This is a genomic window from Yersinia sp. IP36721, assembly GCF_003634395.1.
Classification (GTDB): Bacteria; Pseudomonadota; Gammaproteobacteria; order Enterobacterales; family Enterobacteriaceae; genus Yersinia; species Yersinia entomophaga.
Genome location: NZ_QCZL01000006.1, coordinates 120,801 through 143,262 on the forward strand (window position 1 = coordinate 120,801; position 22,462 = coordinate 143,262).

Sequence of the window (22,462 nt, forward strand, 5' to 3'; positions counted from 1 at the left end):
CGATGCTAATAGACGGCATTTACGAATGGATAATTATAAATAAGCAGGAAATAGCAGAAATAGCAGTGGGATAATCGAAGATGAACAGAATAATAAAAAAATGCAGGAGATTCTAAAACTATCAGAATATCCTGCGATAAATAGCCCGATTACGCTAAGACGATCAGTTAAATCGACTCAAAGAAAAAGGTTTAATATCAATAGGAGACGCCTTATCTTGCGCAAACAGCGCGGCGATTTCGCCCAGAGCAGTCGCGAACTTAAAACCGTGGCCACTTAGCCCGCTAAATACCATAATTCTTTGACTTTCTGGCAGCGTATCGATAATAAAATCTTCATCAGGACTCATATCGTAAGTGCAGGATGAACCCCTTAAACACACGCCAACGCCGGGCAAATAGTTGCGTAAAAAGCTGAAAACTTCGGTTCCATCCTCGGCAAAACCGCCAAAAGGCTTGCGTTGATCCGCAGATTCAATGAGTTGACCGCCGTTATGTTTACCGATTTTCAGTTCTTCCTTCTTCGACGGGAAACCATAGTAATGGACGTTATCTGGAGTTTCTACGGTGAAGGCGGGGAAGTGATTTTCTTCGCTGTAACGTCCGTCTGCGTGATGCCAGGCAAAGACTTTACGCACGGCGGAAATGGGGAGCGTAGGAAGTAATTTTTTCACCCAGGTGCCAGCGGTGACCACCACTTTCTTACCGCGGTAGGTACCATCGATAGTCACCACATCCACGCCATTATCGTCAGGGTGAATAGCCGAAACCGGACAGTTGAATAGAATCCCGCAGCCAGCGGCGGTGACTTCTTTAATCAGGGTGGAGACGGCCAAATCAGATTGCAGATAGCCTGATTTCGGCTCAAATACGCCGATATAGTCGTCAGGAACGGTGAAAAGCGGCCATTTTTGCCTCACTTCGCTCCCGTTCATGACCTGAATCGGCAAATCGTACTTGCGGGCACTTTCCTGTACGTTTTTCAGGAATTCGGAGTCTTGCGGGCCCAGGTTAATCACGCCGCTGGCATGAAACAGCTCCGCGCCAGTCGCTGTGGACAGGCCATCCCACAAAGTTTGCGCACGAAGAATCAGTGGCACATATTTTTCCCCTTCGCCATAAGCATGACGAATCAGGCGAGTGTCGCCGTGGTGACTGCCGGATTGATGTGGCGGCATACCGCTGTCGATCATCAGAACCTTTAATCCAGCCTGCGCCGCGTAATAACCCGCAGCTGAGCCAACGGAACCGCTGCCAACCACAATCAAATCATATTCCATGCTCTGTGACTCCAGGAAATAGCGTATATGCCTGATAAACCTTCAGGCCATCGTATAAAGGCAGGCTACGCAAAAGTAATAATTATGTGTATTAGTAATAACATGAGTAGAAGACTATCTAAAGGGGCGAAACGAGCGTGAGGGCGGGAGTGGCGAATAAAAAGGCACCTGATGAAGACTCATCGGTGCCCTGGGGTTTAGCTTTGAAATAACTAGTGTTTTCGGTGGTCAATGTCTACATAATCCGTTGATTCGATCTTAGCAATGCCTGCTTCTAGAATATTAATTAATTGGCGTGCTACATCGGTGGTCAGCCAGAGCGTTCTATCGACTAAGGCGTTCTCTGTGGGTTGATCCACGGAAGACAGGTAATGAAGACGAATCATCATGGCATTGTACGCGTCTACAGTGCTGATATCCCAGCCTACGAGCGGGTGAGTCTGAATAACTTCATCATTTCTGTCCATATAGACCCCTTATTAAGTAGTAACTAATTGAAGTAACTAATGAGGATCATTCGGCTCATAATTGAGTGAGCTTTTTCAGTATACGCAACTAGATATTTATTTGGCGAATAACACAACATCTTTACAAATTTGTTTAATAACGCTGAGAAAATGCACAATAACGCGATTCAGCTTCAATATGGGCATAGAAAGAAAGAGGACAAGGGGCTGAGAAAAAATAATCAGAGAACATGATGTGAGGACAAAAAAGCCGAGGAGCGACTCCCCGGCAAAAACTGCATAACAGTGAGTTATTCTGCGTCAAACCAATCGTCGGCGCTTTCCCAAATTTCTTGCAATATTTCAGAGATCCGATCTTTATCGGTTTTGGCTCCGCCAAGTACCGAAAGATCGTTAGCTCCGGCATAACGAATCCTGACGGTCGTATCCGGGAATTGAGCATTGAGCCTTTTAGTGAGCTCCCCGGTTAAGGCTTCAATCGCGCCCGCGGGTAATGGGTTTTTTCTATCAATGCTGACTTCAACACGCATGTTTCATCCTCCGAATATTGATACTGTATGTTTATACAGTTAAATGTAATGTGCGACAAGAGGGAGAATGAAAAAAATGAGAAAAATAAGGGAAGAGAATAACGCTTCCCCTTGAAAGACATTAGCTTTTTACTGACCAATTCAGCGTTTGGCCTGCCAGATAAGGCACAATAGATTCGTTACCAAGCGAAATTTCTTCCGGCTGGGTGAAGGGCTGGCGCACCAACTCAACAAAATCTTCATTGACTGGCAAACCGTAGAAACGCGGCCCGTTCAATGAACAGAAGGCTTCAAGATGTTGTAAAGCCTCCATTTCTTCAAACACGGTAGCGTAGGACGGTAAGGCCGACGGCGCATTGAATACGCCCGCGCAGCCACAGGAAGACTCTTTGCGGTGTTTGGCATGCGGCGCTGAGTCGGTACCCAGGAAGAAACGCTCGCTGCCGCTGGCAACGGCTTGACGCAGAGCCTGCTGGTGGGTGCCACGTTTCAGGATTGGCAAACAGAACAGGTGAGGGCGAATACCGCCAACTAACATGTGGTTACGGTTAAACATTAAATGCTGTGGCGTGATGGTCGCGGCAATAAAATCATTACCTGCAAGCACATAATCAGCCGCATCTTTGGTGGTGATATGCTCGAAAACGATTTTCAGCGCAGGGAATTTTTGGCGGATAGGCTCCAGAATCTGATCGATAAAGCGGGCTTCCCGATCGAAGATATCGACATCGGCATCGGTTACTTCCCCGTGAATCAATAGCGGCATACCTAATTTCTGCATCTGCTCGAACAGCGGATAAATCCCTAAAATATCGGACACACCGTGGGTTGAGTTCGTGGTGGCATTGGCAGGGTAAAGTTTGGCCGCGGTGAATACGCCTTGCTCGAAACCTGCGGTCAACTCTCTTTCGGTCAACTGGTTGGTCAGATAACAAGTCATCAGCGGAGTGAATGTCTGGCCTTTAGGCACCGCCGCCAAAATACGTTCCCGATAAGCAATGGCGCTGCTAACGGTGGTAATGGGAGTGGCCAGATTTGGCATCACTATTGCCCGGCCAAATACCTCACTGGTATAAGGGAGTACCCTGGCTAACATTTCGTCGTCACGCAAGTGGATGTGCCAATCGTCCGGGCGGCGAATTTTCAGGGTTTGGGATTGTGCAGTCATTTGGCTAGCTCCACTTTGATGAGAATTTCGAGGTTTTTTGCTGGTACGGGAGTGTTTCCGGCGGGGTGTAAGGATAAGCGGAAAGTGCGACAGATGCATCTGATTGTTCGGGTTAAGTTGAAAACAATTAGAAAAAGGCATCTTATAGAGACAGGTATTGCGTCAGTGAATTCGATGCAATAAACAGCTATCGGTCGTCAGGCCGACAGAAGATTGAAACAGGAGAGGGTAAAATGGAAGTTCGCGTCATCGCCAGCTTAGTGGCGAAACCAGAGTTTATTGAAGATGTTAAGGCTATTGTGCATCAAATTATTGAGCCAAGTCGTGCCGAAGGCGGCAATCTGCAATACGATCTTCATGCGGAAATCGGTCAGCCGGGTACCTTTGTGTTCTTTGAGCGTTGGGCCTCCGATGATGCGCTGCAAAAGCACAATAAAACCGCTCATTTCCAGGCATTTGTCGGCCAGTTAGACGGCAAATTGGATAATCTGGATATCAAAACGCTGAAACAGATTGCCTGATTGAGTCGGTTTAATGCTCAGAAATTACGGTTTTCAGTCGTAAAAAAACCCGCCGTGTGGCGGGTTTTGTCGTTAAGGAGCTAGCTGTCAGTTACTTGACTGGCTGAGGCTTGGTAGCCGGTGCCGTAGCCTTGTTCACTGCCGCGTGCGCGCCCGCAGAGCCTTTACCTGCAAAGTCGAACGCAGGGCGTTGCCATTCACTGTGAGCTGACGCTTGCGTAGCCTGAGTTGAGGCAGAAGCCGGTGCTTTGGTCATCGGAGCGAATGCATGATGTTTGAAGCGCACGCCTTCCGGATGAACAACCGCTTCGGTCACTACGGTAGCGGCCACTTCAACGGTTTTCGGTGCATCAACTACTGGCGTTTCCGGCGCTGCTTGCGTCGCAGTCACTTCAGCAACAACGGTTTCAGCCACATTCTCTTCTACCACAGCTTTTGTTGTTGGCGCGGTTTCTTCAACTGCGTCAGTTGCGCTGACAATGGTTTCGGTATGAGCTTCAAACGGTGCTTCAACAGCCAGGGTTTCGGCAACAACGTCTTCTATAGTGACCGCTTTCGCTGCGATTTCTTCAACCGCAGGTTGAGCCGTCACTTCTGGCTGAACAACCGCTTGCGCTGCTGGCTGGTTAACCGGAGTTTCAGCTTTCGTCGTTTCAACGCCAGCAGTTTCCATTTCAACAGTTTTAACTTCAGCAGTTTCAACTGCAACAGTTTTGACTACAGGCGCCTCAACGACTGGAGCAGCAACTGGCGCGCGGCCCGGTACGGCAGCAGCTGATGAAGATGAACCACCTGGCTGATGTTTGTAAGCCGCAGGCGCTGGCGTGAACGCTTCAACCGGTTTTTCAGCTTTAGGCGCTTCAATCACAGCAGGTTCAGCGACAACGGCTGGTACCGCCACGGTTTGTTCAATCGCTGGCGATGCAGCAACCGAATTCGCCTGACCGGTGGTGACTGCCGGTGCTGCGATCACAGCAGGTGTTTCAGCCGCTTGGGTATTCAGGTTTTCTGCGATATTTTCCGCTGCTGGCTCAGCAACTTGCTGTTCCTGCGGCAGTGCAACCGGATAACGAATAAACACCTTGCCTGACGCCATTTCCGGAGAGGCAAACGCCCCGGCCAGAGGCATAGCGGATTGGGTTGGATAACGCTCGTCACGATAGCGACGACGACGTTGACCACTGACACGCAGGTGACGTGGTGAACGGCGTGAACGACGTGGCATACCATTCTCGTTATTGGCAGAACGATCGTTACCGTTGTCTTCATCCGCTGCTGGTGCTAACAGTTTCACTTCTTCCTGTGCAACAACCGGAGCCGCGGTTTGCTCGGCGATTTTAACAACAGGAGTCTTTTCACTGGCGGTATCCGCTGGGTTCAGTTCATCATTGGCCGATTGAATACGTACTTTTTGATTCAATTGACGACGCTGACGACGCTGCATCACCTGTTGGCGTTCTTCCTGCTCAGGCTGGACTTCTTCTACCAGATTTACCGCTACAACGCTTTCAACCACTTCAGCCGCTTTCACTTCCTGCGGATTCTGACGTTGACGACGTTGACGATCGCCACGTTCACGACGCGGTTGCTGTTCTTCCCGTGGCGCTTTGTCGTTGTCGCGATTTTCTACCGTAGCTTCAACCGCGGTATTTTGCTGGTTAGAACGACGGTTACGACGCTGATCTTCACGGCCTTCACGGCCTTCACGGATGTCACGATTATCGCGGTTTGCATCCCGATTGCCGTTGTCACGCGCGTTTTCACGCGTATTTTCGCGACCTTCACGCGGCGTGCGGTCACCGCGATCTTTGCGGCCATTGTTCTGACGGCGCGGATTACGACGATCTTGACGACGATTATCGGTATTTTCGGTTTTTTCGACGACAGCCGGTTTCACTTCCGCTTCAGCTGGTGCGGCGAACAGGCTTTTCAGACCGCTAATCAAGCGACTAAACAGACCCGGCTGTGCGGCACTGACGGCTGCTTTTGCTGGCTGCACCGCAGGTTTGGCCGCTGCCGCAGGTTCAGCTTCCGGTGGCACTTCCGTTGGCAGAGAGAAGGTCGCCAGCGCCGGTTGTTCCGGACGTTTGCGTTCCATTGGCGCTTCTTCCAGTGGCTGAGCCATCTCTTCTTCATGCAGTTTCGGCAGCAGGTAGCTCAGGGTCGGAACTTCTTCACCTTTACGTACGCGCAGCACCGAGTAATGCGGGGTTTGCATCTGGTCGTTAGGTACGATAACTGCACGCACGCCGCCTTGACGCTTCTCAATGGCATTAACCGATTCACGTTTTTCATTCAGCAGATAAGAGGCAATCTGGACTGGAACGATAGCGTGAACTTCATGGGTATTCTCTTTCAGCGCTTCTTCTTCAATCAGACGAAGAATCGACAGCGACAGAGATTCATTGTCACGCACGGTGCCGGTGCCGCTGCAACGCGGGCAGACGTGGTGGCTGGATTCACCCAGTGACGGGCTAAGGCGCTGACGGGACATTTCCAGCAGACCGAAGCGAGAAATCCGGCCGATCTGAATACGGGCGCGGTCTTGACGAACGGCGTCACGCAGACGGTTTTCTACTTCACGCTGATGGCGAACCGGCGTCATATCGATAAAGTCGATAACGATTAGGCCGCCGAGGTCACGCAGACGCAATTGGCGAGCGATTTCGTCCGCCGCTTCCAGGTTGGTATTGAAAGCCGTTTCTTCGATGTCGCCGCCGCGAGTAGCGCGTGCGGAGTTGATATCAATCGCGGTCAACGCTTCGGTGGTATCGATAACGATAGAACCGCCGGAAGGCAAACGCACTTCGCGCTGGAACGCAGATTCAATCTGAGATTCAATCTGATAGTGGCTGAACAACGGGATTTCGCCGCTGTACAATTTGATTTTGCTGCTGAAATCCGGGCGACCCAGAGCGGCAATATGCTCTTTGGCCAGATCGAGAATTTTTGGATTGTCGATCAGGATTTCGCCGATATCCGGGCGCAGGTAATCGCGGAAGGCACGCACGATAACGTTGCTTTCCTGATGAATCAGGAACGGAGCAGGGCGGCCTTCGGCGGCTTTTTTAATCGCATCCCAGTGTTTCAGGCGGAATGACAAGTCCCATTGCAGCGCGTCGGCAGATTTGCCTACGCCAGCCGTACGGACAATCAGCCCCATGCCGTCAGGCAACTGGAGTGAAGACAGGGCTTCTTTTAGTTCAGTACGGTCGTCACCTTCGATGCGGCGAGAAATGCCACCGGCACGCGGGTTATTAGGCATCAGAACTAAATAGCTGCCAGCGAGACTGATAAATGTGGTTAAGGCTGCGCCTTTATTACCACGTTCTTCTTTATCAACCTGAACAATAACTTCCTGGCCTTCGCGCAATACATCTTTGATGTTTGGACGGCCATGAGAGGAATAATTACTTGGGAAGTACTCGCGAGAGATTTCTTTTAAAGGAAGGAAACCATGTCTTTCTGCACCGTAATCAACAAAAGCAGCTTCCAGACTTGGCTCAATTCGGGTGATTTTACCTTTGTAAATATTCGCTTTTTTTTGCTCATGGCCCGGACTTTCAATATCCAGATCATAAAGCCGCTGTCCATCTACAAGGGCAACACGCAACTCTTCCTGCTGAGTTGCGTTAATCAACATTCTTTTCATCTTAACTTACTCGTTATTTTTACATTGGCGTTAGAACTGCGGGCAAAATAACCTCATGGCCGGATAAACCGATGACCCCGAGTCTTCTAGCAAAGCCGTCAACCTCACGGTTGTCGCCTGCATAGGGGCGCATTATCTCGGTAAGCCTGTGTTTCTTTCTGAAAAACAGCGCTTTTAGTAGAGGGCAGCTTCTGAATTTATGACAACAGATCTGATCCCATTTGCCGGCCAAGCTGCAACCCGCAGCCCGCTAATTGCTTGATTTCACATTACGTCTTACGCCATTGCTGCGTTTTTGTGCGATCAGGCAAACTTATTATTCCACAAGTTCCTTGATCTAACGAGAATCAACGCGGAATTAACTGCATTATTCCATTGCTGATACTGATATAGCAAGGTGACTTTAGCTGTCTAAGTAAAGATTATTTTACTGTGTTCACAGTGTTGGCGAGTATTGATGTGTTATTAAACAAAAATAATGCGCAAACGTTCTCTTCAATAGCCAGACTCACAGTTAAGCACATAAAAAGGGGTGGCGCTAATTCCTCTGTATAATTAGAATCGCGCACCATGAAAACAGATAATCCAGTAGTACAATTAATCACCATTTCTGCCGACGAAGCCGGTCAGCGGATCGATAACTTTTTGCTCGCTAAATTAAAAGGCGTGCCAAAGAGCATGATCTACCGCATCGTGCGTAAGGGTGAAGTTCGCGTCAATAAAGGACGCATTAAACCAGAATATAAGCTGGCGGACGGCGATGTGGTGCGTGTACCGCCGGTGCGCGTGGCCGAGCGTGAAGACGCACCCGTTTCGGCAAAACTGGATAAAGTCGCGGCGTTGGCCGACTGTATCCTGTTTGAGGACGATTACCTGCTGGTGCTGAATAAACCTTCGGGAACCGCGGTACACGGCGGAAGTGGTCTGAGTTTTGGCGTAATTGAAGCGCTGAGAGCGTTGCGTCCGGAAGCGCGTTTCCTCGAATTGGTGCATCGTCTTGACCGCGACACTTCCGGCGTTCTGTTGGTAGCGAAAAAACGTTCGGCGCTGCGCTCCCTACATGAACAGCTGCGGCTGAAAGGTATGCAAAAAGACTATCTGGCGCTAGTTCGCGGCCAATGGCAATCTCATTGCAAGGCGGTTCAGGCACCGTTGCTGAAAAATATTATGCAGAGCGGCGAGCGAGTCGTGAAGGTGAGCAGCGAAGGCAAACCGTCGGAAACCCGCTTTAAAGTGGAAGAGCGCTTTGAACACTGCACGTTGGTAAAAGCTAGCCCGATTACTGGCCGAACTCACCAGATACGCGTTCACGCATTGCATGCCGGCCATCCGATCGCTTTTGATGACCGTTACGGTGACCGTGATTTCGATGCGCAACTTAAAGGCACTGGCTTACATCGCCTGTTCCTGCATGCGGCAGCTTTACGGTTTGAGCATCCGAATACCGGCGAAACCATGCGGCTGGAAGCGCCGTTGGATAATCAGTTACGCCACTGCCTGTTAATGCTGCGGAAAAACTTCCCGGCAAAATAATCGTGCTGTCAGCTTCGAATAGCATCGGTAAGGCGCAAAAGTGCGCCTTACTTTGTTATATCACTCTTTTTATTGTCTTATTATTAGCGCTTATCTGCGCTGTTCTGACTTAACAACGCATTCACCCCTTGTTCCATCAGCATCTCATTAAGCGCAATCAGCGGCAGACCAATCAAGGTATTGGGATCGCGACCTTCTAAACGGTCGAACAGACTTATTCCCAATCCCTCACTTTTAAAGCTACCAGCACAATTCCAAGGCTGTTCTATGCTTAAGTAGCCGTTTATTTCGTCATCGCTTAGCGTTCTGAAATACACCTGAAAAGTTTCGCACTGGATATTTATATGACCGCTAGCGGAATTGAGCAGCGTCAAACCGGTATAAAAAGTGACACATTGGCCGCTGGCCTGGCGTAATTGTTTAAACGCATTCTCATGATTGTGCGGTTTGCCGGTTATTTTCCCGTTCAGCACGCACACCTGATCAGAGCCGATAATCAAATGCTGCGGATAGTGTTCAGCCAACGCAGTAGCCTTGGCGCTCGCCAGTCTCTGCACTAAGGTTGGAGCGTCTTCCTGCGGCAACGGGCTTTCATCGATATCTGGCGCTGCGGTAATAAAGGGCAATTGAAGTTTTTCCAGCAATGCTTTGCGATAAGAAGAAGTTGAAGCCAAAACTAACTGAGACATAATATTTTCCATAAACCGTGGCGTAATTTAATCAGTCATTTTAAACTGTCCGCCGCTGAGGAAGCGAATATTGGTGAAAGGTGCGGTTGAATGGCCTTTTTCTTTGACTCTATGTCGTTACAAAGTTAATATGCGCGCCCTATGCAAAAAGTAAAATTACCCCTGACCATTGATGCGGTTCGTACTGCCCAGAAGCGATTAGATTACGCAGGTATCTATTCCCCTGAGCAAGTGACACGCGTTGCCGAATCCGTGGTTAGTGTGGACAGCGATGTCGTGGCCTCCTTATCGTTTAATATCGATAATCAGCGCCTGGCGGTTATCACAGGTCATGCGGACGTCGACGTTACGTTGATGTGCCAGCGCTGCGGTGGCACCTTCGCACACCATGTCCACACAACATATTGTTTTAGCCCGATCGTCAATGACGAGCAGGCTGAAGCATTACCGGAAGCGTACGAACCGATCGAAGTCGACGATTTTGGCGAAGTTGATCTGTTGGCAATGATTGAAGACGAAATTATTCTTTCGCTGCCGGTCGTTCCGGTACATGAATCTGAACACTGTGAAGTGTCCGAGGCGGACATGGTATTTGGTAAACTGCCTGCAGAGGTGGAGAAACCGAATCCATTTGCCGTATTAGCCAGTTTAAAGAAAAGTAATTAAGGAGTAAGGTCAATGGCCGTACAACAGAACAAACCAACTCGTTCCAAACGTGGCATGCGTCGTTCACACGATGCTCTGACCACTGCCACTCTGTCTGTGGACAAAACTTCCGGTGAAACTCACCTGCGTCACCACATCACAGCCGACGGTTTCTACCGCGGCCGCAAGGTTATCGGCTGAGTAGTACTTGCTAATCTTTAGCAAGGCGATACCTTGACTTGTCTAACCCTAGCGTTAGATGCAATGGGCGGGGACTTCGGTCCCTGCGTCACAGTGCCTGCTTCATTGCAGGCACTGGCCTTTAATCCACAACTTAAGCTTCTGCTGGTCGGAAACCCCGACGCCATCACTCCATTACTTGCCCACACCGATCCTTTGTTGCTGGAAAGGTTGCAGGTAATTCCCGCTGAGCATGTTATTGCCAGCGACGCTAAACCCTCACAAGCAATTCGCGCCAGCCGTGGTACATCGATGCGTATCGCATTGGATTTAGTTAAGAACGGTGAGGCTCAAGCCTGTGTGAGTGCCGGGAATACCGGAGCGTTAATGGGGTTGGCAAAGTTGATGATTAAGCCGTTAGAAGGGATAGAGCGCCCGGCCCTGATGACGGTGATCCCGAACCAACGCCGTAGTAAAACCGTGGTGTTGGATCTGGGAGCAAATGTGGAATGCGACAGCACCATGTTGGTGCAATTTGCCGTGATGGGCTCAGTCATGGCCGAAGAAGTCGTGGGGATTACCTCCCCGCGTGTCGCGCTGCTAAATATTGGCGAAGAAGAAACCAAAGGTTTAGATAATATCCGCGAAGCCGCCGCAGTATTAAAAAATACACCGGCGATAAATTATATTGGTTATCTGGAAGGCAATGACTTGCTGACCGGGAAAACCGACGTAATGGTTTGTGACGGCTTCGTGGGTAACGTCACCCTTAAGACCATGGAAGGCGTGATAAGAATGTTCTTGTCGTTGCTTAAATCATCGGGCGAGAACAATAAACAGTCCTGGTGGCTTAAACTACTGGGGCGTTGGCTGCAAAAACGCGTGGCCAAGCGGTTCGGGCATCTGAACCCCGACCAGTATAATGGCGCATGTCTGTTAGGATTACGGGGCATCGTAATCAAGAGCCACGGCGCTGCGAACCAACGTGCGTTTGCAGTTGCAATAGAACAGGCTGTGCAGGCGGTGCAGCGGCAGGTTCCTGAAAGGATCGCCGCGCGCCTTGAAGCTGTATTACCCAAGAGTGACTGAACGTACATGTATACAAAGATTCTCGGCACGGGGAGCTATCTGCCCGTACAAGTGCGCAGCAATGCTGATTTAGAAAAAATGGTGGAAACCAGCGACGAGTGGATCGTGACTCGCACCGGTATTCGTGAACGTCGTATTGCAGCACCGGATGAAAATGTGGCCACAATGGCTTTCCGTGCGGCAGAGAACGCGCTGGAAATGGCTGGCGTCAGTAAAGACGATGTTGGGCTGATTATTGTCGCCACCACCTCTTCAAGTCACGCTTTCCCAAGCTCTGCCTGTCAGGTGCAGCAGATGTTAGGAATCAAAGACACCGCGGCGTTTGATTTGGCTGCTGCCTGCGCTGGTTTTACCTATGCGCTGAGCGTGGCCGATCAGTACGTGAAAAGTGGCGCAGTGCGTCATGCGCTGGTGATTGGCTCCGACGTATTGTCTCGCGCGTTGGATCCGGAAGATCGCGGCACGATTATTCTGTTTGGCGATGGCGCTGGTGCTGTGTTGCTGGGTGCGTCTGAAGAGCCGGGTATTATGTCAACGCACTTACATGCGGACGGCACCTATGGCGGGTTATTGACTCTGCCTTACCAGAATCGCGAAACCCAGGATCAGCCTGCTTACGTCACCATGGCAGGTAATGAAGTGTTTAAAGTGGCCGTGACCGAACTGGCGCACATTGTCGATGAAACGTTACAGGCTAACGGCTTGGATCGTTCAGAACTGGACTGGCTGGTTCCGCATCAGGCAAATTTACGCATTATCAGCGCTACGGCGAAAAAATTAGGTATGGGGTTGGATAAAGTGGTGATCACTCTCGATCGTCACGGTAATACCTCTGCCGCATCAGTGCCTTCAGCTTTAGACGAAGCGGTACGTGATGGCCGGATTCAACGCGGTCAATTAGTCCTGCTGGAAGCGTTTGGTGGCGGCTTCACTTGGGGCTCTGCGCTGGTTCGTTTTTGATTTAACAGAAAGTCTTTTGATTTCACAGGAAGGCAAGATGTCGAAATTTGCAATGGTTTTTCCAGGTCAAGGGTCTCAGACCGTGGGTATGCTGGCTGATTTAGCTACACAATTCCCGATAGTTGAAGAAACTTTCACCGAAGCCTCTTCGGTTTTAGGCTACGATTTGTGGCAGTTGGTGCAGCAGGGTCCGGCAGAAGAACTGAACAAAACCTGGCAGACTCAGCCTGCGTTGCTCACCGCTTCGGTAGCCATCTGGCGTGTTTGGCAGCAGCAGGGCGGAAAAGCGCCTGCGATGATGGCAGGCCATAGCCTGGGTGAATACTCAGCATTGGTATGTGCTGGCGTTCTGGATTTCAAACAGGCGGTTAAGCTGGTTGAATTACGCGGCCAACTGATGCAAGAAGCGGTACCTGAAGGTACTGGCGCTATGTCTGCTATTATTGGCCTGGATAATGAATCTATTGCCAAAGCTTGCGAAGAATCGGCACAAGGTCAGGTGGTTTCACCGGTTAACTTTAACTCGCCGGGGCAGGTTGTGATCGCCGGGAACAAAGAAGCGGTAGAACGTGCCGGTGCGGCCTGTAAAGCGGCTGGCGCCAAGCGTGCACTGCCTTTGCCGGTTAGCGTGCCTTCCCACTGCGCATTAATGAAACCCGCGGCGGATAAAATGGCCGTTGCTCTGGAAGACATTGAATTCCGGGCACCGTTGTTCCCTGTGGTGAATAACGTAGACGTAAAAGCCGAAGTGTCACCTGAAGCTATCCGTAGCGCGCTGGTACGTCAGCTATACAATCCGGTACGTTGGACTGGAAGCGTTGAATTTATGGCGGCAGAAGGCGTTGAACTGCTGCTGGAAGTTGGCCCAGGTAAAGTTCTGACTGGCCTGACCAAGCGTATCGTGGACACTCTGTCAGCAGCACCGGTAAACGATGTTGCGACCTTGACCGCAGCGCTTGAACAATAATAAAGAGGATAGCATGAGCTTTGAAGGAAAAATTGCGCTGGTAACTGGCGCAAGCCGTGGCATTGGCCGCGCTATTGCAGAATTATTGGTCGAACGTGGTGCCGTTGTAATTGGTACTGCGACCAGTGAGAAGGGGGCTGAAGCTATCAGCGCCTATTTGGGTGACAAGGGTAAAGGTTTAATGTTGAACGTCGTGGATCCCACGTCGATCGACAAGGTACTGGCAACTATTCGTGCTGAATTTGGCGAAGTCGACATTTTAGTGAATAATGCCGGTATCACGCGTGATAACCTGCTGATGCGTATGAAAGACGATGAGTGGCAGGATATCCTGGATACAAATCTGACTTCCGTGTTCCGTCTGTCAAAAGCGGTAATGCGAGCTATGATGAAAAAGCGGTTTGGCCGTATCATCACAATTGGTTCTGTTGTTGGGACCATGGGCAATGCAGGGCAGGTTAACTACGCGGCCGCTAAAGCTGGCGTTATTGGTTTTAGCAAGTCTTTGGCGCGTGAGGTTGCTTCACGTGGCATTACTGTCAACGTCGTGGCACCTGGCTTTATTGAGACGGACATGACTAGGGCGTTGACAGATGATCAACGCGCAGGCATTTTAACCCAAGTACCAGCTAACCGGCTTGGGGAAGCTAAAGAAATCGCCAGCGCTGTTGCATTTTTAGCCTCTGACGAGGCCAGCTACATCTCTGGTGAAACATTACATGTCAATGGCGGCATGTACATGGTTTAAGCACTGGCAGAACTTTTTGCATTATTTGAGGTGAAAACCGCAAAATAATGCAAAATTGTGGTTCGACCAGCCGAGATTTAGTTGCATCTTTTTCAACATTTTATAAACTACGAAAACCATCGCGAAAGCGAGTTTTGATAGGAAATTTAAGAGTATGAGCACTATCGAAGAACGCGTTAAGAAAATCATCGTTGAACAACTTGGTGTTAAACAGGAAGAAGTACTGAACGACGCTTCTTTCGTAGAAGATCTTGGCGCTGATTCTCTTGACACCGTTGAGCTGGTAATGGCTCTGGAAGAAGAGTTTGATACCGAGATTCCAGACGAAGAAGCAGAAAAAATCACTACTGTTCAGGCAGCTATTGATTTTATCAACGCTAGTCAGCAGTAAGCGAACATATCTAGGCGGTCACTCGACCGCCTAAGTTTTTGTCCCAAAGTGTTATTTTCCCTCCTTGGAGGACAAACGTGTCTAAGCGTCGAGTTGTTGTGACTGGACTGGGCATGCTGTCTCCTGTCGGTAATACAGTAGAATCCACATGGAATGCTGTTCTTGCTGGGCAGAGTGGCATCAGCCTGATCGACCATTTCGATACTAGCGCCTATGCAACCCGGTTTGCTGGCTTAGTAAGAAATTTTGACTGTGAAGAATTCATTTCGCGCAAAGATGCACGAAAAATGGATGCCTTCATTCAGTACGGTATTGCGGCAGGTATTCAGGCGATGCAAGACTCCGGTCTTGAAGTGACTGACGCTAACGCTGACCGTATCGGTGCCGCTATCGGTTCTGGTATTGGTGGCTTAGGCCTGATCGAAGAAAACCACACCGCGCTGGTTAACGGTGGGCCACGGAAAATCAGTCCGTTCTTCGTGCCTTCAACTATCGTGAATATGATCGCAGGCCACCTGACCATTAAGTTTGGTTTACGTGGACCGAGTATTTCTATCGCGACTGCCTGTACCTCTGGTGTGCACAATATCGGCCATGCCGCCCGTATCATTGCTTATAATGATGCTGACGTGATGGTCGCCGGTGGCGCAGAAAAAGCCAGTACGCCATTGGGCGTTGGCGGTTTCGGTGCTGCGCGAGCCTTGTCAACCCGTAACGACGATCCACAAGCGGCTAGCCGCCCATGGGATAAAGATCGCGACGGTTTTGTATTGGGCGATGGTGCCGGCATGATGGTACTGGAAGAATATGAACACGCGAAGAAGCGTGGCGCTAAGATCTATGCAGAAGTTGTCGGTTTTGGTATGAGCAGCGATGCCTACCATATGACCTCGCCGCCGGAAAACGGTTCGGGCGCAGCTTTGGCTATGGTGAATGCGTTACGTGACGCGGGTGTCACTACTTCGCAAATCGGCTATATCAACGCGCACGGCACTTCCACGCCAGCGGGTGATAAAGCGGAAACGCAGGCGGTTAAATCGGTGTTTGGCGCTGATGCAGAGAAAGTCATGGTTAGCTCAACCAAATCCATGACCGGTCACCTGTTAGGTGCTGCTGGCGCGGTAGAATCTATCTTTACCGTTCTGGCACTGCGCGATCAAGCTATTCCACCGACCATTAACTTGGATAACCCGGATGAAGGCTGTGATTTGGATTTCGTTCCGCACACCGCGCGTCAGGTTTCAGGCATGGAATACACCCTGTGTAACTCGTTCGGCTTCGGCGGCACTAACGGTTCATTAGTTTTCCGTAAAGTGTAACAGCGACCGATTAGTAACACAGATGATAAAAACCCGGTTATCCGGGTTTTTTTATAGCTATTGTTTGCCAATGTAAGTGAACAGAAAAAGATAAATCCGAAAGTAGTGGAATATCCGGTTGAGAAAACTTTGGGATGTAAACTCAATGAGAGCTTATTAATATGTTTGCTCACTAGATAAACCACCGAATAAATAAAAGAGAGTTGGATATGATGTTGATAAACGGTATGGCGCAAAACCAGCTCTCTGCAACCGACAGAGGCTTGCAGTTCGGGGACGGCTGTTTTACTACGGCGCGAGTGCTTAATGGTGAAGTTTGCTGGCTGCCTATGCATATACAACGCTTGCAGCAAGGCGCGGAGCGTTTACTGCTGCCAACTATTGACTGGGCGCTATTACAGCATGAAATGACCGAACTGGCGTGGCAGGCTCAGCAGGGCGTACTGAAAGTGATTTTGACCCGGGGCAGCGGTGGGCGGGGTTACAGCGGTGAGGCCTGCGAACAGCCGACGCGCGTATTATCGATTAGTGGTTATCCGGCACATTATTCATTATGGCGCGAGGAGGGCATCACGCTGGCGTTAAGTCCGGTAGCGTTGGCGCGTAATCCGCTGCTGGCGGGGGTTAAGCATCTTAACCGTTTGGAGCAGGTACTGATTCGCGCGCATCTTGAGCAGACAACGGCGGACGAGGCTCTGGTGCTTGACACTGCAGGCCAGCTGGTGGAATGCTGTGCGGCTAATTTATTCTGGCGCAAAGGCGAGGCAGTATTTACGCCGGATCTCAGTCATTCTGGGGTGGCGGGTATCATGCGTCGTCGTATTATGGCGCGACTGTTTGCTTCCAGATACGCGTTACACTGCGTATCCGAACCCTTAGAGACGCTAAGAGACGCAGATGAGGTGCTGATCTGCAACGCGTTAATGCCGCTGGTTTCGGTTAATCAAGCGCATGAATGGACTTATAGCTCGCGAGAGCTGTATGAATTCATGCGACCACATTGTTAATATCGATTTAATCGCTAATATCAATTCCAAATTTTAAAGATGGCCGATAGATGAAAAGAAAAAACCTCAGAATACTAACCATCCTAGTGGGGATCTGCTTGGGTTTGCTGTTTTTTGGCTATCAGAAAGTGCAAAATTTCGCCGGTTCCGCGCTGGAAATCAAGCAAGACACCATTTTTACCCTGCCTGCGGGTACTGGCCGAGTAGGGCTTGAAACTTTATTACTGCAAGATCATATCGTTGTGGATACGACTCTGTTTCCGTGGTTACTGCGGATCGAACCGGAACTCGCCAATTTCAAAGCCGGAACCTATCGTTTTACGCCGGGTATGACGATACGTCAGATGTTGAAACTGCTGGCCAGTGGTAAAGAAGCCCAGTTCAGTATCCGCTTTATTGAAGGCTCTCGTTTGAGTGACTGGATGGAAACCTTGCAGCAGGCGGATTACGTCAAACATGAGCTGGCGGGTAAGAGTAACGCTGAAATTGCTGAACTGATCGGCCTGAAAGATACCGAACATCCGGAAGGCTGGCTGTATCCCGACACCTATTCTTATACCGCAGGTACCACGGATCTGGCTTTGCTGAAACGGGCGCATAAAGAAATGGAAAAAGCCGTTGCCCAAGTGTGGGAAGGGCGGGATAGCTCGTTGCCATATAAAACGCCGAATGATTTGGTCACTATGGCTTCGATCATTGAGAAAGAAACCGCGATCAACGATGAACGAACCAAAGTGGCTTCGGTATTTATCAATCGCCTGCGTATCGGCATGCGGCTGCAAACCGATCCTACGGTGATTTACGGTATGGGTGATAAATATGCCGGAAATATCACGCGTAAGGATTTAGACACCCCAACGCCGTATAATACCTACGTGATCGCGGGAATGCCGCCGACGCCGATTGCCATGCCGGGGCTGGCATCGTTACAGGCCGCAGCACATCCGGCTAAAACGCCATATCTCTACTTTGTAGCTGATGGTAAGGGCGGACATACCTTTACCACCAATTTAGCCAGTCATAACCAGGCAGTACGCGTTTATCGTCAGGCGTTAAAGGATAAAAATGGACAGTAAATTTATCGTTATCGAAGGTCTGGAAGGTGCGGGTAAAACCACCGCCAGAGATACCGTGGTTGCCACACTGCGCGAGCAGGGTATTAACGATATCGTGTTTACCCGCGAGCCGGGCGGTACGCCGTTGGCCGAAAAATTACGCGACCTGATTAAACAAGGTATTGATGGCGAAGTGCTAACAGATAAGGCCGAAGTGCTGATGCTGTACGCCGCGCGGGTGCAATTAGTGGAAAACGTGATTAAACCGGCGTTGGCACGCGGTGCCTGGGTGGTAGGGGATCGTCACGATCTTTCTTCGCAGGCTTATCAGGGCGGCGGTCGCGGTATTGATAGCCAACTGATGACATCGCTGCGCGATACGGTTTTAGGCGATTTTCGCCCGGATTTAACGCTGTATCTGGATTTATCGCCGGCGATTGGATTGCAGCGCGCTCGCCAGCGCGGGGCGTTAGATCGTATTGAACAAGAATCTTTGGCGTTCTTCGAGCGCACCCAGGAGCGATATCTGGCGCTGGCGGCAGCAGATTCAACCATTCAAACTATTGATGCTTCTCAGACACTAGAGAATGTCAGCGCGGATATTCGTCGAACGCTGACTCAGTGGTTAAACGCGCGGGAAAGCGCGTAATGAATTGGTATCCGTGGTTAAACGCACCTTACCGCCAACTGGTCGGGCAACATATCGCCGGCCGTGGCCATCACGCCCTGCTGATCCATGCGCTGCCGGGCAACGGTGCCGATGCGCTGATTTACGGATTGAGCCGCTGGCTGATGTGCCAGAAACGTCAGGGAGAGAAAAGCTGTGGCGAATGTCACAGTTGCCGCCTGATGCTGGCTGGCAATCATCCGGACTGGCACGTCCTGTCGCCGGAAAAAGGCAAAAGCAGCATTGGCGTTGAACTGGTTCGGAACCTGATTGATACCCTTTATTCCCATGCTCAGCAGGGTGGAGCGAAAGTGGTCTGGCTGCCTCAGGCTGAATCCCTGACCGATGCGGCGGCCAACGCCTTACTGAAAACGTTGGAAGAACCGCCGGAAAACACGTATTTCCTGCTGGGATGCTTTGAGCCTTCCCGCCTGTTACCAACGCTGCGTAGCCGCTGTTTTTACTGGCATCTGGCTTGCCCGGAAACCGCCTTGAGCATGCAGTGGCTGGGGCGGCAAATCAGCGCTGAGCCGGTCGCCATGCTCGCGGCGTTGCAGCTGAGCGAAGGCGCACCTATTGCGGCAGAGCAACTGTTGCAACCGGCGCAGTGGGCGCAACGAACGGCGCTGTGTCAGGCGCTGGTAGAGGCGTTAGCCCGTCAGGATTTGTTGTCACTGTTGCCGCAGTTGAATCAGGATAACGTTGCCGATCGTGTGTATTGGCTGTCTTCTTTATTGCTGGATGCGTTGAAATGGCAGCAGGGAGCAGGGAATTTTATCGTCAATCAGGATCAGCGCCCGTTGGTGCAACAATTGGCTGAGTCAGCTTCTATCGCCGTGTTGCTAAAATCGGCCAATCAATGGCTGCACTGTCGCCATCAATTATCTTCAGTCGTCGGCGTGAACCGAGAGCTGTTACTCACTGAGCAGTTGCTCAATTGGGAAAACAGACTGTCTGGCGCCGATCGTACATTTTCTCATTCGTTGTAAAAGAGTTTACTTATTATGTTGTTAGTTGATTCCCATTGCCATCTGGACAGTTTGGATTATCAGGCGCTGCACACCAGCGTCGATGACGTGGTGGCTAAAGCCAAAGCGCGTGACGTCGGTTATATGCTGGCGGTGGCTACCACCTTGCCGGGTTTTCGTGCCATGACGGCAATGATCGGAGAACGTCCGGAAGTGGCGTTTTCCTGCGGCGTGCATCCGTTAAATCTGGAAGATGGCTATGATTTTGCCGAACTGCGCGCGTTGGCCGCAGCGGATAATGTCATCGCGATGGGAGAAACCGGGCTGGATTATTTCTACCAGCAGGACAATATTCCGTTGCAGCAGGCGTCTTTCCGTGAACACATTCGTATTGGCCGGGATCTGAATAAACCGGTTATTGTGCATACCCGAGATGCTCGCGTAGATACTCTGGCCATTCTGAAAGAAGAGCAGGCGCAGGAGTGCGGTGGGGTGCTGCATTGCTTTACTGAAGATATCGCGACGGCAGAAACCTTGTTGGACCTGGGTTTTTATATTTCCTTCTCCGGCATAGTCACCTTCCGTAATGCTGAGCAATTACGCGAAGTGGCTCGTTATGTGCCGCTGGATCGTATTCTGGTTGAAACAGATTCACCTTATCTGGCACCGGTTCCTCATCGGGGCAAAGAAAACCAGCCAGCCTATGTGCGTGATGTGGCGGAATACATGGCAGTGCTGAAGGGCATTAGTCTGGAAACGCTGGCCGAGGCCACCACGGCTAATTTCTGTCGACTGTTCCACCTGGATGATTTGGCACAATCTGCCACACTCAAATAGAGCCTACGACGATAATTATTTTTAAGCTCGTAATTAATTCCCTAAGCGAGTAATGTTTCCACCCGTTTTATTGTGGGTGGAAAGGTTTCACTGACGTTTCTTTACAAAAAATAGCCTTTTTATACTGGATAAGGCATCTTCTTCAAAGAAACGTGACTGTCATCAAACATTACGCAGGCTATTTATTTTACTCTTCGTAATAATTAAAGGGGTGCTGTAGACACCCCGATTCGCAAAGGCTTTACTCCCCCCTTTGTAACGCCAATAAAAAGCGAGAAGCAGTAAGAAAGCACTATTTACTCAGGAGCACTCTCAACTATGTTTAAGAACGCATTTGCAAACCTGCAAAAAGTAGGTAAATCGCTAATGCTTCCGGTATCCGTACTCCCTATTGCAGGTATTCTGCTGGGTGTCGGTTCCGCGAATTTTAGCTGGCTACCTTCGGTAGTCTCTCATGTTATGGCAGAAGCGGGCGGTTCAGTCTTCGCCAATATGCCGTTGATCTTCGCTATTGGTGTAGCTTTAGGTTTTACCAATAACGACGGTGTTTCCGCATTGGCGGCGGTTGTAGCCTACGGCATCATGGTGAAAACCATGGCGGTTGTGGCTCCGCTGGTACTGCATCTGCCTCCTGAAGAGATTGCAGCCAAGCATTTGGCCGATACCGGCGTGCTGGGCGGGATCATTGCAGGTGCGATTGCAGCCTATATGTTTAACCGCTTCTATCGTATTAAGTTGCCTGAGTATCTGGGCTTCTTCGCGGGTAAACGTTTCGTTCCGATTATCTCCGGCTTCACGGCGATCTTCTTGGGCGTAGCGCTGTCCTTCATCTGGCCACCAATCGGTACGGCGATTCAGACTTTCTCCCAATGGGCAGCTTACCAAAACTCTGTAGTGGCCTTCGGCATCTACGGCGTAGTTGAGCGTTCGCTGGTACCTTTCGGTCTGCATCACATCTGGAACGTTCCTTTCCAAATGCAAATTGGTGAATACACCAACGCAGCCGGCCAGGTATTCCACGGTGATATCCCACGTTATATGGCCGGTGACCCGACTGCGGGTAAACTGTCCGGTGGCTTCCTGTTTAAAATGTACGGCCTGCCAGCAGCGGCAATTGCGATTTGGCACTCAGCCAAGCCGGAAAACCGCGCTAAAGTCGGCGGTATCATGATTTCTGCGGCATTGACCTCGTTCCTGACCGGTATTACCGAGCCGATCGAGTTCTCCTTCATGTTCGTTGCGCCGATTCTGTACGTTATCCACGCTATTCTGGCGGGTCTGGCTTTCCCAATCTGTATTCTGTTGGGTATGCGTGACGGCACCAGCTTCTCACACGGTCTGATCGACTTTGTGGTGTTGAGTGGTAACAGTAGCCGCATCTGGCTGTTCCCTCTGGTAGGTATCTGCTACGGTCTGGTGTACTACACCATCTTCCGCGTGCTGATTGCCAAACTGGATCTGAAAACGCCGGGTCGCGAAGATAACTCTACCGAGCAAAACACTAAAGGCGGCACTGAGATGTCAGCTGCGCTGGTTCAAGCCTTCGGTGGCAAAGAGAACATCACCAATCTGGACGCCTGTATCACTCGTCTGCGCGTGAGCGTGGCGGATGTATCCAAGGTTGACCAGGCTGGTCTGAAGAAACTGGGTGCAGCGGGCGTAGTCGTGGCCGGTTCCGGCGTTCAGGCTATCTTCGGCACCAAATCTGATAACCTGAAAACGGATATGGACGAATACATTCGTAACCACTAATTCAGGTCGGGGAGTGCAAAAAGGAGGCTTAGGCCTCC

Annotated in this window: 22 protein-coding genes; 16 read left to right on the top strand and 6 right to left on the bottom strand. The window is 50.4% G+C overall.

Annotation, left to right across the window (positions count from 1 at the left end):
* Positions 1–163 precede the first annotated feature (163 nt).
* The 4 genes from solA to pyrC all read right to left on the bottom strand — a co-directional run bounded on the left by solA (position 164) and on the right by pyrC (position 3,444).
* Entirely contained in the window at positions 164–1,279 is a 1,116-nt protein-coding gene (solA, locus tag DBA33_RS07865) for an N-methyl-L-tryptophan oxidase (protein ID WP_064513028.1), read from the bottom strand.
* Between the two features lie 212 nt (positions 1,280–1,491).
* Positions 1,492–1,746 (bottom strand): biofilm formation regulator BssS, encoded by a 255-nt coding sequence (gene bssS, locus DBA33_RS07870; RefSeq protein WP_049596435.1) that lies wholly within the window; start codon positions 1,744–1,746, stop codon positions 1,492–1,494.
* A gap of 290 nt (positions 1,747–2,036) precedes the next feature.
* A complete protein-coding gene (dinI, locus tag DBA33_RS07875) occupies positions 2,037–2,276 on the bottom strand; it encodes a DNA damage-inducible protein I (RefSeq protein ID WP_064513029.1) in 240 nt (79 codons plus the stop codon).
* A 121-nt stretch (positions 2,277–2,397) separates the two neighbouring features.
* A complete protein-coding gene (gene pyrC, locus DBA33_RS07880) occupies positions 2,398–3,444 on the bottom strand; it encodes a dihydroorotase (protein ID WP_064513031.1) in 1,047 nt (348 codons plus the stop codon).
* 233 nt (positions 3,445–3,677) lie between these two features.
* On the opposite strand from pyrC, the gene DBA33_RS07885 reads away from it, so the two are divergent.
* Positions 3,678–3,965 (top strand): putative quinol monooxygenase, encoded by a 288-nt coding sequence (locus tag DBA33_RS07885; RefSeq protein ID WP_049596432.1) that lies wholly within the window; start codon positions 3,678–3,680, stop codon positions 3,963–3,965.
* A 91-nt stretch (positions 3,966–4,056) separates the two neighbouring features.
* Here the strand turns inward: DBA33_RS07885 and rne are convergent, their stop codons facing one another.
* Entirely contained in the window at positions 4,057–7,617 is a 3,561-nt protein-coding gene (gene rne / locus DBA33_RS07890) for a ribonuclease E (RefSeq protein ID WP_071889718.1), read from the bottom strand.
* Positions 7,618–8,187: 570 nt separating this feature from the next.
* On the opposite strand from rne, the gene rluC reads away from it, so the two are divergent.
* The gene (gene rluC, locus DBA33_RS07900; RefSeq protein ID WP_064513035.1) at positions 8,188–9,150 is read left to right on the top strand and encodes a 23S rRNA pseudouridine(955/2504/2580) synthase RluC; all 963 of its coding nucleotides are present in this window, start codon (positions 8,188–8,190) and stop codon (positions 9,148–9,150) included.
* Positions 9,151–9,233: 83 nt separating this feature from the next.
* On the opposite strand, the gene DBA33_RS07905 is transcribed toward rluC, so the two are convergent.
* Entirely contained in the window at positions 9,234–9,839 is a 606-nt protein-coding gene (locus DBA33_RS07905) for a nucleoside triphosphate pyrophosphatase (RefSeq protein ID WP_064513037.1), read from the bottom strand.
* A 141-nt stretch (positions 9,840–9,980) separates the two neighbouring features.
* Between DBA33_RS07905 and yceD the strand changes: the two genes are divergently transcribed.
* The 14 genes from yceD (at position 9,981) to ptsG (ending at position 22,424) form a co-directional block, all read left to right on the top strand.
* Entirely contained in the window at positions 9,981–10,505 is a 525-nt protein-coding gene (gene yceD / locus DBA33_RS07910) for a 23S rRNA accumulation protein YceD (protein ID WP_049596428.1), read from the top strand.
* A 12-nt stretch (positions 10,506–10,517) separates the two neighbouring features.
* On the top strand, positions 10,518–10,685 hold the full coding sequence (gene rpmF, locus DBA33_RS07915; RefSeq protein ID WP_002210931.1) for a 50S ribosomal protein L32: 168 nt from the start codon (positions 10,518–10,520) through the stop codon (positions 10,683–10,685).
* Between the two features lie 33 nt (positions 10,686–10,718).
* Positions 10,719–11,753, top strand: coding sequence for a phosphate acyltransferase PlsX (gene plsX / locus DBA33_RS07920; protein ID WP_071889721.1), 1,035 nt, complete (start codon positions 10,719–10,721; stop codon positions 11,751–11,753).
* Between the two features lie 6 nt (positions 11,754–11,759).
* Positions 11,760–12,713, top strand: a complete 954-nt coding sequence (locus DBA33_RS07925; protein WP_120806139.1) for a beta-ketoacyl-ACP synthase III — start codon at positions 11,760–11,762, stop codon at positions 12,711–12,713.
* Between the two features lie 37 nt (positions 12,714–12,750).
* On the top strand, positions 12,751–13,680 hold the full coding sequence (fabD, locus tag DBA33_RS07930) for an ACP S-malonyltransferase (protein WP_064513043.1): 930 nt from the start codon (positions 12,751–12,753) through the stop codon (positions 13,678–13,680).
* 13 nt (positions 13,681–13,693) lie between these two features.
* Entirely contained in the window at positions 13,694–14,428 is a 735-nt protein-coding gene (gene fabG, locus DBA33_RS07935) for a 3-oxoacyl-ACP reductase FabG (protein ID WP_064513045.1), read from the top strand.
* A 154-nt stretch (positions 14,429–14,582) separates the two neighbouring features.
* Positions 14,583–14,819, top strand: coding sequence for an acyl carrier protein (gene acpP, locus DBA33_RS07940; RefSeq protein WP_064513047.1), 237 nt, complete (start codon positions 14,583–14,585; stop codon positions 14,817–14,819).
* Between the two features lie 77 nt (positions 14,820–14,896).
* Entirely contained in the window at positions 14,897–16,138 is a 1,242-nt protein-coding gene (gene fabF / locus DBA33_RS07945) for a beta-ketoacyl-ACP synthase II (protein ID WP_071889724.1), read from the top strand.
* 209 nt (positions 16,139–16,347) lie between these two features.
* Positions 16,348–17,145 carry an aminodeoxychorismate lyase gene (gene pabC, locus DBA33_RS07950; protein WP_064513051.1) on the top strand — a complete coding sequence of 266 codons (798 nt, stop codon included), beginning with the start codon at positions 16,348–16,350 and terminating at the stop codon, positions 17,143–17,145.
* Positions 17,146–17,195: 50 nt separating this feature from the next.
* The gene (mltG, locus tag DBA33_RS07955; RefSeq protein WP_120806141.1) at positions 17,196–18,221 is read left to right on the top strand and encodes an endolytic transglycosylase MltG; all 1,026 of its coding nucleotides are present in this window, start codon (positions 17,196–17,198) and stop codon (positions 18,219–18,221) included.
* Complete coding sequence (gene tmk / locus DBA33_RS07960) at positions 18,211–18,849, top strand: dTMP kinase (protein WP_120806143.1); 639 nt, start codon at positions 18,211–18,213, stop codon at positions 18,847–18,849. Before mltG ends, tmk begins: the two co-directional genes overlap by 11 nt.
* Complete coding sequence (gene holB / locus DBA33_RS07965; protein WP_064513058.1) at positions 18,849–19,856, top strand: DNA polymerase III subunit delta'; 1,008 nt, start codon at positions 18,849–18,851, stop codon at positions 19,854–19,856. The genes tmk and holB overlap by 1 nt, the downstream gene beginning before the upstream one ends.
* Before the next feature lie 15 nt (positions 19,857–19,871).
* The gene (locus DBA33_RS07970) at positions 19,872–20,672 is read left to right on the top strand and encodes a metal-dependent hydrolase (RefSeq protein ID WP_064513060.1); all 801 of its coding nucleotides are present in this window, start codon (positions 19,872–19,874) and stop codon (positions 20,670–20,672) included.
* A gap of 318 nt (positions 20,673–20,990) precedes the next feature.
* Positions 20,991–22,424, top strand: a complete 1,434-nt coding sequence (gene ptsG, locus DBA33_RS07975) for a PTS glucose transporter subunit IIBC (RefSeq protein ID WP_064513062.1) — start codon at positions 20,991–20,993, stop codon at positions 22,422–22,424.
* The last annotated feature ends 38 nt before the right edge of the window (positions 22,425–22,462 follow it).